Annotated in this window: 8 protein-coding genes; 3 read left to right on the forward strand and 5 right to left on the reverse strand. The window is 62.8% G+C overall.

Going from position 1 to position 12,081, the window contains the following annotated elements; genetic code table 11:
* Nucleotides 1–184, reverse strand: a 184-nt coding sequence (locus tag ACTIFJ_RS08440; protein ID WP_439533660.1) for a hypothetical protein, incomplete at its 3' end; no start/stop codon positions are given.
* Between the two features lie 305 nt (nt 185–489).
* Between ACTIFJ_RS08440 and ACTIFJ_RS08445 the strand changes: the two genes are divergently transcribed.
* Complete coding sequence (locus ACTIFJ_RS08445) at nt 490–1,218, forward strand: GntR family transcriptional regulator (protein WP_439533661.1); 729 nt, start codon at nt 490–492, stop codon at nt 1,216–1,218.
* A gap of 17 nt (nt 1,219–1,235) precedes the next feature.
* Here the strand turns inward: ACTIFJ_RS08445 and ACTIFJ_RS08450 are convergent, their stop codons facing one another.
* From ACTIFJ_RS08450 to ACTIFJ_RS08460, 3 genes are all read right to left on the reverse strand, one after another.
* On the reverse strand, nt 1,236–3,557 hold the full coding sequence (locus ACTIFJ_RS08450) for a TonB-dependent receptor (protein WP_439533662.1): 2,322 nt from the start codon (nt 3,555–3,557) through the stop codon (nt 1,236–1,238).
* Between the two features lie 349 nt (nt 3,558–3,906).
* A complete protein-coding gene (locus ACTIFJ_RS08455; protein WP_439533663.1) occupies nt 3,907–5,643 on the reverse strand; it encodes a DEAD/DEAH box helicase in 1,737 nt (578 codons plus the stop codon).
* Between the two features lie 385 nt (nt 5,644–6,028).
* Entirely contained in the window at nt 6,029–7,213 is a 1,185-nt protein-coding gene (locus ACTIFJ_RS08460) for a TetR family transcriptional regulator (protein ID WP_439533664.1), read from the reverse strand.
* Nucleotides 7,214–7,327: 114 nt separating this feature from the next.
* On the opposite strand from ACTIFJ_RS08460, the gene ACTIFJ_RS08465 reads away from it, so the two are divergent.
* Nucleotides 7,328–9,364 (forward strand): TonB-dependent receptor, encoded by a 2,037-nt coding sequence (locus ACTIFJ_RS08465; RefSeq protein ID WP_439533665.1) that lies wholly within the window; start codon nt 7,328–7,330, stop codon nt 9,362–9,364.
* 23 nt (nt 9,365–9,387) lie between these two features.
* Complete coding sequence (locus ACTIFJ_RS08470) at nt 9,388–11,415, forward strand: alkaline phosphatase D family protein (RefSeq protein WP_439533666.1); 2,028 nt, start codon at nt 9,388–9,390, stop codon at nt 11,413–11,415.
* Nucleotides 11,416–11,538: 123 nt separating this feature from the next.
* Here ACTIFJ_RS08470 and ACTIFJ_RS08475 read toward each other — a convergent pair.
* A partial coding sequence (locus ACTIFJ_RS08475) for a peroxidase family protein (RefSeq protein WP_439533667.1) occupies nt 11,539–12,081 on the reverse strand: 543 nt, incomplete at its 5' end.

Consider the following 12,081-nt stretch of genomic DNA (forward strand, 5'->3'; position numbering starts at 1 on the left):
GGGGAAAAAAAGCGAAGGTGGAGTAATGGCGGCCCATCCACTGCATGATGCCGCTGTGGCTGGACAGATAATGGATGTTGTGCGGCAAGGATGCGACCAGACCACCGAGATCATATTTGTCCATGATCTCGCGCGCGCGGTCGACATTGATGAGCCGCGGTGCCTGAAAGGCATGCTCGATCATGGAGGGCACAGGCTCTCCGGCAGCGGCTGCGTTGCCCAAGTTCATTCTCCTGTTTCGGCGTGCATGGCAGCAATCCACCGGATGACTTGAAAATCAGTGACTAGTTTACCAGATTACTGGCATAGAATATTGGATGACACATCTCCGCCAGGCGACAAGCGTGCCGCGCGTGACGCTTTCAACCGGAAGCGGGATGGTGCTAGGCGATGCGGGCGGCGAGGGCGCAATGCTGCCGGTCGACAGCGACGACAGTCGAACCGGTTGCTATGCCGCACCCGGACCCGCCCATTGGAGGAATCCGTCGGATGAGACGAGAGGATGACGACCGCAAGCAAAACGGCATCTCGCAGTATCTGCTCATTGCCGAGACCATAAAGGGCTGGATCACCTCCGGCCGCTACAAGGCCGGCGACTCGATCGCCACGGTTGGCGAAATGGCGCAGCAGTTCGGCGTCGCGCGGGGCACGATCCAGGAGGCGCTGCGCGAACTGTCCGGCCAGGGCGTCATCGTCACGTCGCGGGGCAAGCGGTCGACAGTTCGTCAGGCGCCGCAGCTCCGACCGGTATTCGCCAAGATGGATCTCGGCGACCTGCTGTTCGTCGATCAGGTCGGTGCCGACCAGAGCGAATACAAATCGATCCGCGAACTGACTCCCGATGACGAACTCCGCAAGACATTCGGCTTCAGCACCAGCGAAAACCTGATCGAATTGCGCCATCTCGCCTTTCTCAACGGCCGCCCCAATGCCTATGTGATCAGCTATATCCCCGCTCGCAGCGGAACCGTGCCGGAAGACGCCAGCACGGAGGATTATCAGGCCCAGTTCCGACGCATCATCAACGGCGCCCGCCACATGGAGCGCCGGGCCTCCGCCCTGACCGCCGATCCCGAGATCTCGAGCATGCTGGAGATCCCGGTCGGCACGGCAGTGTTGCGCTATCGCTGCATCATCTGGCGCAACCGGCGCCAGCTCGACCTTTATTACGAGGCGTTCCTGCGCAGTGATGACTGCGAATACCGGCTCGATGCTTGATCCGACGCGGCGCATCGTCAGAACCTCGCCCGCGCCGTCACCCCGAGGGTACGCCGCTCGCCGTAGATGGCGCCCAGCAGATTGGAACTTGGCGGCGTCTGGTAGATGAAGTTGGCCGCCGACACATATTTCTTGTCGAACAAGTTGCGCACCCAGAAGTCGAGCGCGAACTGCCGATATTTCAGACCCGCGCGGGCACTGAACAATTCGCGGCCATCGACGATCACATTGTTGGCCGTGTCCGAATATTGCTTGGACTGGTAGCTGCCGTCGGCGCGCAGAAAATAGCCGAGGTCTGCGTTGATCCGGCCTTCATATTGCATGCCCAGTCCCAGCTGCAGCTTCGGCGCCCGTGGCAGGGCAAGCCCCTCGAGATCGCCGCTGAGGCCCTGTACCACCCAGCTCTGGTCGAAGGCGCCCTTGCTGAATTGGGAGTCGATATAGGCAAGACTGGCGTCGATGCTCACCGCGTCGCTGACCAGAAAGCGGCCTTCCGCCTCGAAGCCGAGCACCCGTGAATTGCCGATATTGAGCGTGATGCCCTGGCGGAGATCGCCGGGATTGCTTGGATCAGGCGCGGTCAGCTGCTGGTTGGTCCAGCGCGTATAAAAGGCCGCGAGATTGAGCGTCATCCGCCGGTCGAAGAACTGGTTCTTCGAGCCGATTTCATAGGTCCAGTTGAACTCCGGGTCGAACGCGCCATACTGCACTTTGTCGAGCGCGCCCGAGTTGAAGCCTCCGGCCTTGGCACCACGCGCCACCGTGGCATAGACGAGCGACGTGTCTGCAAGATCATGCTCGAGCGTGACGCGCGGCGTGAAGAAGTTGAAGGTCCGCCCGCCGGGCACGACCGGAATGCCGGTAACCACGCTGATGGTTTCGATTTTTTCCGATGTATATCGTCCCTCGACCGAGAGCCGGCTGCGCCCATCGTTGAACGCGACCGACGCTTCGGCAAAGCCCGCCACGACATCGGTGGTGGTTTCCTCGTCGCGCACCACGAGATTGCGGAAGCGGGCTGGATCGAACGGGAATGCACCCGTCGGCCCGGTGCTGACATTTGTGATGTTGATGGGCGCGAGATTTTGCGCCGAGAGCGCCGGAACGTTGACGCTGACGAAGAAATTGCGGTCGGTGCCCTTGAGCGCGAAGCCGCCGATAGCGACAGTCCACGCGCCGCCGTTGTCATAGGCCAGCCGTGCTTCATGCGAGCTATAGTCGAGCGACCCGAGCGGCGATGCCTGGAAATTGCACGTCACCGCGCCATTATTGTAGAGCGCCGGCGTGATGACGCCGCCGCACACCGCAGGGTCGGGCTCGGACTGAAATGCCGTGAGCGAATTGGCCTTGATCTTGCCGAAGATATAGCTGGCCTGAAGCCCGTCCGAAATCTCCAGGTTCAGCTCCGCCCTGAAGGTGTCCATGTCGGCTTGCCGGCCGAAGCCACGCGGCTCGACCACCACCGCGTCATTTGGCTTGGGAAACGAGCCTCGAAACAGTCGCGGCCGCCCGGTGGCGCCAAGAGGTCCGAAGTTGCCGAGCTCGTTCAACAGGTTGCGATAATCAGTAGGCAACGCCTCCTGGCTGATGCGCGAACCGAAATAGGACAGCGAGACCATGAGCCGGTCGACCGGCCGCAACAATGCGCTCGCCGAAAAGGCCTGATTGTCGAAGCCACCGGCCCGCCCGTTGGTGCCCGGATCGAAGCCGGCATTGGCGAAGGGGTGGGTATTCTCCCAGCTGCCGTCGAATTCGGTCTTGAAGTAAGAGCCGAACAGCGCGACGCGGTCGGGGACGACGACCAGATTGACGTTACCGCCGATATCGAACCGGTCGTAGCTGCCATAGGTGGCAAACACTTCGCCGGATGTGGCATCAAGGCTGGCCTTTTTCGGAATGAAGTTGATCGCACCGGCAAAGGCATTGCGGCCGAAGCGCGAACTCTGCGGTCCCTTGGCAATCTCGATCCGCTCGAGATTCTGCGTGTTCGGATCGAAAAGAAAGGCACGCGGCAGATATATGCCGTCATAGAATAATGCCGTTGTCTGCTCGCGATTGAATGCCGCCACCTGGGTCAGGCCGCGAATGACCGGCGCCCCGCTGCCACCATCGAGGGTTTCGAACGAGAAGCCGGCGGTGAACCGCGCCACGTCCTCAAGCCCCTGGATACTCCGGCGTTCTATTTCGGCGGCGCTGATGGCGGTGATCGCCAGCGGCACATCCTGGATATCCTCGGTGCGGTTGCGCGTCGTCACCACGACGATCTCGCTATCGGAACGGGTCTCGTTCCCGATCGTCTGTGCCTGTGCAGCTGGCGCCGCGAGCACGGCCGCGGACATCAAGAGCGTTGAAAGATATGTTGCCGACATCGTCACTTTCCCCCTGTCATTGCCCCAGAAATTTACGCCGTTCATTAGATGACTAGATAACTAGCATAGTTCCAACGCGCGTATGTCTTCGGTCTTCGTGCCAAATCTCCGCATTGCGGATAATTGGGCGGCTAGCCATCGCCCTGCTGCTCGGATCAAGACCAATGCCCAGCCAGTGACCACGTAGTGCCGACGATCTTTGTCGGCCATCTGTCGCACTCAGCCCAAGCTCACCCATGCTCCGCTCGTGAATGCGCAGCCAGGACCCTGCCCCGCTCGAGGCACATTGCTTTACTGATGCCCGGCTGCCCGGCGAGCTCTAGGCCGGCCGAGGCTTTCCCTTCCTTGCAGCCCCGTTGACAGGACCCTTGCCGGCCCCCATGGGGCCCTTCCAAGCCGGCTTGCCGGGTCCGCTTGGCGCATGCGATCGGGCATGGCGCTCCGGCGGGCGGCGCTCCTCATCGCGCGGCGGACCGTCCGCCCTTGAAATATCGACGGCATCGTCTTCCGTCATCGTCCTGCGCACGGCGTCGAGAAACTGCCCGGCAACCGACGGGGAGACTTCGAACAAGGTCTCGTTAGAACCGATGCGGATCGCGCCGATGTCGCTCCGGCTGATATGCCCCCGCCGGCACAGCAGCGGCAGAATCCAGCGCGGATCGGCATTCTGGCGACGCCCAACACCGAGCCGGAACCAGGCACTTCCTTCAAACCCGGCGCGCGGACCGCGCTGAACCGGTGCTGCCGATGACAGCAGCTCTTCCGGGACCGGCAGGCGCTCCCGATGCGTCCGAACCAGCGCCGCGGCGATGTCCTCGGCGCTGCGCAGGGCGAGCAGCTGACTGGCGATCTCGCGGTCCGCCGCGTCGGTTTCAACCGGGGCGAGCAGCATCTCCAGCAACCGCGTCCGGTCGGCGGCGCGAATATCGTCGGCAGACGGTGGCGCGATCCATTCGGCTTCGATCCTCGCACCTTTCAACATGCCTTCCACACGGCGGCGACGCGGATAGGGAACCAGCAAAATCGCCGTCCCCTTGCGACCGGCGCGGCCGGTCCGGCCCGAGCGGTGCTGGAGCACCTCCGCATCGCGCGGGATCTCGACATGGACGACAAGACTGAGGCTGGGCAGGTCAATGCCGCGCGCGGCAACGTCGGTCGCCACGCATACGCGCGCACGGCGATCACGCAGGGCCTGAAGCGCCTGGTTGCGCTCGTTCTGGCTATGCTCGCCGGACAGGGCGACAGCGCCGAAACCGCGCTCGATCAGGCTCGCATGAAGATGACGGACATTGTCGCGCGTTGCGCAAAACAGCATCGCCGTCTCCGCCTCATGGAAGCGCAGCAGGTTGATCACGGCGTTCTCGATATCGGCAGGCGCGATCGCCATCGCCTGATAACGGATATCGCCATGGCCGCGACCACCCGCCTCGATCGTCGAGATCTGCAGCGCATTGCGTTGATAGCGCCTGGCCAGCGCCGCCATCGGCTTGGGCATGGTCGCCGAGAACAACATGGTACGACGACCTTCCGGCGTCGCGTCCAGCAGCTCTTCGAGATCTTCGCGAAAGCCCATGTCGAGCATCTCGTCGGCCTCGTCGAGGACGGCGACGGCGAGCGCCTTCAAATTGAGTGCGCCGCGCTCCAGATGGTCGCGCAGGCGGCCCGGCGTCCCCACCACGACATGTGCGCCCTGAGAAAGCGCCCGGCGTTCCTTGGAGGCGTCCATGCCGCCGACACAGCTCACCACACGCACGCCGGTTCCCGCGAACAGCCAGCCCAATTCGCCACTGACCTGAAGCGCCAGTTCACGCGTCGGCGCAATGATCAGCGCGACCGGCGCCGTGACGCGGCGGGCAACAGAAGCGTCGTCGAGCAGCGCGCTCGCCATCGCCAGCCCGAACGCCACCGTCTTGCCCGACCCGGTCTGGGCCGAAACAACAAGATCACGACCCTCGGCCTCGGGCTGGAGCACCGCCGCCTGCACGGCGGTCGGCTCGGCATAACCACGGGTCGCCAGCGTGGCGGCAAGCACGGAAAACGGGGAATTGAAGGACATGATGTGATGCTCGAAAAAGGGGGCGGCGATGCATTTCCTGAGGTGCAAAGCACGCGGGATGATTGGCCGATAGGACTTTCGCAGCTGCAGCACAATGCGAGAGGGCCGCTGCGTTACACAAGAAGTATGGCGGTGCTGTCAGTCAGACTAAACCTCCGAGGTCGCTGGAATCCCCAAACTGCCCGGCGTCTAAGCAACAGATCCATCACCGCAGAGCCGAACCCGTACACATCGATCCGGTCGAACGCTGGCGCAGATGCCGCTCACCGTCGCCCGATGCCGGATCAGATGGCAACATGCAATGTGTCCGTGTCCTGCCATGCGGGTATCGAATTATGGAAAAGCTACACCATTGAGCTTGCGGATGCACAATTCTCCAGCGCAGTCAGGACAACCGTGACTGCAACAACAGCTCCAGCGCGCGCCCCGAGATCACCGACAATGTGACCCGCCCCAAGTCAACTTCGACATCTGAGCTCAGCATCTGCAATATGGTACGGAGGCCATCAATCTCAGCCTGCTGGACGCGCTCTGCCCAATCACGCAGCTGCGGCGAGCGCGCCGCGAGCAGGACCAGGTGGAGGTGCGCCACAGTGGATTCCGCCTGAGCGGAATAATAGGGCAACAAGGCGGCGAGAACTTCGACAAAGTCCCTGACGCTCGACATGTTGGCTAAGGCGGCTGTGTCAGCGTTGTCACGCACGTCAGACTGAATGCGTTCATAGATCCCGATCAATATATCGGTCCCCGTCTTGAACCAGTAAGTGGTGGCAGAAAGCGAGACGCCAGCCTCGGCAGCGATGGCGCGGTGCGAGGGATATACGCCTTGCGCCAGCAGTGACCGGGCGGCGCGGACGATCCGGTCACGCGGATCTCCCTCCGAAGCCGCGATCGTCATCGCCACGGCCGCCTGCGGTTCAACCGTATGGGTGGCGAGAGCACGGAACCCCTCAACCAGATCGCGATGCGCAGCGCCCTGTGCCGTGAGCCAGAGCACCCGCTCGCGCAGACCGACAGGTCCCAATGGCGAACGCGGAATGGGGACGAACTGGAGGAGTTCACCAAGCGTAGTGACAAGAACGAGCTTGGCGTCTGCGCCAGCAATGTCGGCGATGCGCCCGATGGCATCGAAGATTTGCGCCACGATTGGACGAAAGTCCTTATCCTTGAGCGCCTCGGCGCAGAGTTCCAGTAGACAGACAGCATCCTCGGCACCGTCGGCAAGCAGCCGTTCCACAAGAATGGCGGGACCGTCGGTTCGCGCCGCCCCGATAACCCTGTTTTCCGTCTGTTGCAGTGCGTCGGCGATACTTTTAATTCGCGACAGGAGCGTTGCGCCAACCAGTTCGCCGGCTGCCAGCATCAGCTTACGCTGGCTAGGAAAATGGTGTGAGGCAAGCGACTTGCCAATGACCGCGGCGCGCGCAACCGCGCCAAAGGTCACTGCGCGCGGTCCTTGCGTTCGCCAAAGTCGGGCGGCGCTTAACGCCAGGCGCTCATCAGTGGCGACAATGGCCGAGTCTACAGCCTCCCGTATCCCCACCTTAGCCAATACCTCCTGGACGACCACTTCAATGCAATAATGCCTTGTTTAAGGTGGCTTGGGAAGGTCATCAAAATGTAACTGGACGATCGTACCAAAGACCTCGGAAGGTACGCAAGCACCTTCGTGGAGGGCAAAAGTATGACGAATCACATTGCAAAGCGCTGCGACTGCTGGACACGATCGGTACTGCTGGCATCGGCTGTGCTGCTCGCTGTGCCCGCCCCTGCACAAACTGTTTCCGGCCCAAGCGCTGAAGAGATCATTGTTACCGCCAGCAAGAGGAATCAAAATGCGCTCGAGCTTCCCGCCAGCGTCACCCTCTTCGACGGCGAGGCGCTGGCAGTGCGGCGGGTGGAGCGCGTCGAGGAAATTGCCCAGATCACGCCCAACCTCGAAGTCGCAGAGTTCTCCGATGGCCAGTACCGGCTGATTTACCGCGGCATCGGCGCCACCGGCACCTCCGATAACCAGAATTTCAGCACCGCCATCGACCAGGTGGTGGTTCCCTATGGCCGCGCATATCGGCTGCTCGACCTGGCACAGGTGGAGGTGTTGCGCGGCCCGCAAGGCACCCTCTATGGCCGCAACACCAATGCCGGGGTCATCAACATCGTCCCCAATGACGGCCGTAATGGCGCGCCGGCGACGCTCGTCGCTTATGCCGGCACCGGCGGCATCTTCGCCACCCGCGGCGCGTTCGGCGGCACAGTCGGCGACTCCGGGGTCTTTTTCCGCGCTGCCGGCCGCTACGAGACGAGGGACGGCTTTGTCACCAATGCGCCTTCGGGCAGGGACGATGCGCACAGCGGCACGAACGGCACCGGCCGCTTCACCCTTGGCTGGGAATCGGGGCCGTGGCTGGCGCGGCTATCCTTCACCTATGACGAATATTCCGGCAATTCGGACGATCTCACGCCGGTGGTCTCGCCGCGAACCAGCATTGCGCCCGATATCGGTACCAGCGACGGCCGGATGGTGCTGCCGATCCTGACCGTCCGGCGCAGCGGGCCGGTTGATATCACCTCGATCACCGCCTTTGCTTCGACACGGCGCAACCTGCTCACCTCGGCGGTGGTCAGCCCGGTGCTGATCGGCCAGTTCGACAGCTATGAAAGTTTTTCGCAGGAACTGCGCCTGAATGGTGCCGGCGGCGGACTCGGCTGGCTGATCGGCGCCTATTATTTGAGCGAGACCAATGATTTCCGCAGCACCCTCACGTTGGTGCCGCTCAACCGCCAGCTGGTCGACCAGAACCAGCGGCGCAAGACCGATGCCGGAGCGCTGTTTGGCGAACTGTCCTATGACCTCGCGAGCCGCTGGCGGGTGACCGCTGGAGCGCGGCTGGCGATTGAACGACAGAATGTTGACTATACTGCCGCTGCGGGCGCCGCGGCGCAGAATGCCCGCAACACTTATCGGACCTTCCAGCCCAAGCTGGCGCTGGCCTATCTGCTGGATGGTGACGGCCAGATCTATGGATCGGTTAACCGCGGCTTCCGCGCCGGCTCGGTATTCATCGGCAATGCCGGCCGCCGTGATGTCGCCTATGATCCGGAGAACAGCTGGCAATATGAACTCGGCTACAAGCAGCGCTTCGCCGATGGCGCCGCCAGCTTTGAGGCTGCGGCCTTCTGCATAGACTGGTCGAACCTGCAGGTGCAGCGCAGCATCATCACGAGCACCACGCCCTTCACCATCGCCACTATCGTCGACAATGCCACCAGCGCCCGTAGTTGGGGCGCTGAGGCCGCGCTGAACTGGCGCACCGCCTCCGGTCTGGCGCTGGCGCTGCGCGGCGGCTTCACCGATGCACGCTACCGCCAATATGACCCGGCGCCCGGCACCTCGTTTGCCGACAACCGGATCGAACTGGTTCCGGAATATTCTACCACGGCCAGCGCCTCCTACACATTTGCCGAAGTTGCGGAGATCGGCTTCGACCTGACCCACAATGGCCCGATGTTCTTCGACGCAGCCAACAGCTCGCGTCAGAGCGGCTACACGGTGTTGGATGCGCGGGTGGCATGGACCCTCGGCCCGGTGCGGCTGGCGGTGGTCGGCCGCAATCTGTTCGACGAGGCCTATGCCTCACGCGGACTGGTCAACGCCGGAGCCACCTTCGCGCATTTCGCGCCGCCGCGTACGGTGACAGTAGAAGCCGGCTTGACCTTCTAAATGCAGCGATTTCAGGAGGAGTAATGGAGACCAGCCGGCGAAGCCTGCTCGAACTGATGACGGTGGGAACCGTATCGGTAATCGCCGGCGCGGCATTCCGCCCGGCAGTGGCCGTCGGCGCACCGGCGGGTGCGGCTTTTCCCCAAGGCGTTGCCTCGGCCGATCCCGAGCCGGAGTCGGTCATGCTCTGGACCCGGGTCGGCGGCGGGGGACGTGCCGATATGCCGCTGGTCGTGCAACTCTCCGAAAGTGCCGATTTCGCGCGGGTGCTGGTCGAGCAGCCGGTACTGGCGCGCGCGGCGCTGGATCACAGCGTGCGCGTCATAGTCGCCGGGCTTCAGCCAGCGCGCCATTTTTTCTTCCGCTTCCTCACCGTTGACGGGGCGGCCTCGGCGACCGGCCGCACACGCACCGCACCCGATCCCGGCACTGCCATGGCGTTCCGCTTTGCCAGCGTATCCTGCCAGAACTTCCAGTCTGGCCGCTACCATGCCTATCGCACGCTGCTCGAGCGTGACCGCAGCGGCGAGGCGCCGCTGGATTTCGTGCTGTTCCTCGGGGACTTCATCTATGAGCTGGTGTTCCGCACCGGCGTACGGCCGCTGTCGCTGCCCGGCCGCAGTTGGGACACGTCGGACGGAGTATCCGGGCGGCCGCTGAGCTATCAATATGCTGAGACACTGGACGATTACCGGTTCCTCTATCGTACCTATATATCGGACCCATGGCTGCAGGCCGCCCGCGCGCGCTGGCCATTCCTGTGCATCTGGGATGATCATGAATTTTCGAACGACTGCTGGCAGTCGATGGCGACTTACACCGATGCCGGCGAACCTTCGCAACGTCGGCGGGTGGCGGCGAGCCAGGCGTGGTTCGAATATGTCCCCGCCCGGCTGACGGGGCCGCTGGCGCATGACTTCGTGCCAACAGAAGTTGTCGACGCACCGTTTGGCCGCAGCGCGTCGCAAACCGCCGATGCGGAGCCCAACAACCGCGCTGCGATCGATGCGATTGCTCTGCCACGAAAGTTGCGCTGGGGGCAGTTGGCGGACATATTTCTCACCGACAGCCGCTCCTATCGCTCGGAACCGCCGCTTGCACCGGCAGAAGCGAAGAAGCTCTCCTTGCACGCCCGGGCACTGCTGCCGGCTGCGGTGATCGCCGACGCCGACCGCGGTGTGGGCGGGCCTGCGGTCATCGCGCATGGCGGCCAGTCGTTGGCCAATGACCGTCATGACCGGGAAACGGGATCAATGCTCGGCCAGCGGCAGGCGCAATGGCTGGAGGCGGCGCTGGCCGAATCGCCAGCAGCCTGGAAGCTCTGCGCCAGCTCCGTTCCGCTGATGCCGCTAACGCTGGACTTCCGTTACGATCACCATGCGCGCACCACTGTAGACGATGAGGTGGTTCTGACCATCGACAGCTGGGCGGGCTATCCGTCGTCACGCCATGCGCTGCTCCGCCACCTTTCAGCGCGCCGGATCGACGGCACGGTGTTCTTTTCTGGTGATCATCACATGCATTTCGCCGGCGCTCTGCACTCGGACGGGCGGCGAGTGGCGACCGAATTTTGCGTGGCGGGGATCAGTTCGACGGCGTTGGGGGATGTGCTGGCTGACTTCGTCGGCGGGGAAATGAAGGGGAGCGAGGCAGCGGCGTTGATTGGCGGTCCCTCAGAGGAACCGGGCACACGTTGGATCAACCTCTCCTTCCTCTACGGTCGCGAGGCGTCGCGCCGCCTTATGGTGGACCATCACGCTGGGAGGCCGCTCTCCCTTGCCGGCGCGCAACGGCGGCTCGACCACATCAGTTATCTCGATGTGCGCAGCTATGGCACTCTGACCGTGTCGGTTACACCGGAGCAGATCAGTGGGCGCTATGATGCATTCGACGCGACGCAGATCGCGGCCGCATATGATGTGGTACCTCAGCCGCGTTACCAGGTATCGATGGCGGCAAGACGCGACAGCTCGGGGATGGAGCCGGTCTTCGAAGGGCAAAGGCCGTTCCCGTTCGATATTAACAATGCGCACAGCGGCGCGGATGAATAGCGAAGCCGTTTACGGCTCATGAGGTGCGGCCAAGCCCTTGGCCGTCTTGGGGCAAGTTGCTTTGACAACGCCGTCGCAATCGAAGCGCATGAGCAAGTCTTATCGGGGGGAGTACGGCCATACTCACTTCCGCCTCCATTCCTTCCGTGTCATCCCCACAAAGGCGTTGCCGAGCCCAGACACATTCCGGTCCAATACGTCACGAAGGTTCCGTGTCTTTTCAATCAGGCTGATGCCGGCCTCGGTGAAGGCAAGGCGCTTATTGTTCGGGTTGCCCCATACATGCTCGGACAGCAACGGATTGGTCAGCGCCTGGCTGAAGGCATCCATCGCCACCATGGACGAGATCAGCTCCGGCAGCGGGCCATTTCTTTCCACCCGCTCAGCGAACAGGCCGACATAATATTCGACGTTATCCACATCGCCATAAATGGCCTGCAGTCGCCCGGCCAGCGCGGCCAGGCGCGCGGCTTCGGCTGGATCGTCGCTGCTGCCCACCATCGCGGCAAAATTACGTGCTGGTTCCATGCCCATGACCAGGCGGTAATCATTGTAGCTGGCCACATTATTGATACGGGCCTGCTTGATGGCGCCCTCTTCTGCGAACATCATGAAGGTGGCAGCATTCTCGAGGCCGAGCTGTGCGGTGCGGTTCGCCGAGACGTT

Source organism: Polymorphobacter sp. (assembly GCF_051860865.1).
GTDB lineage: Bacteria > Pseudomonadota > Alphaproteobacteria > Sphingomonadales > Sphingomonadaceae > Sandarakinorhabdus.

Excerpts from the sequence above, each read along its gene's own strand:
- ACTIFJ_RS08445 (WP_439533661.1), top strand. The coding sequence starts at position 490 with ATGAGACGAGAGGATGACGACCGCAAGCAAAACGGCATCTCGCAGTAT.
- ACTIFJ_RS08450 (WP_439533662.1), bottom strand. The coding sequence starts at position 3,557 with ATGTCCGCGGCCGTGCTCGCGGCGCCAGCTGCACAGGCACAGACGATC.
- ACTIFJ_RS08455 (WP_439533663.1), bottom strand. The coding sequence starts at position 5,643 with ATGTCCTTCAATTCCCCGTTTTCCGTGCTTGCCGCCACGCTGGCGACC.
- ACTIFJ_RS08465 (WP_439533665.1), top strand. The coding sequence starts at position 7,328 with ATGACGAATCACATTGCAAAGCGCTGCGACTGCTGGACACGATCGGTA.
- ACTIFJ_RS08470 (WP_439533666.1), top strand. The coding sequence starts at position 9,388 with ATGGAGACCAGCCGGCGAAGCCTGCTCGAACTGATGACGGTGGGAACC.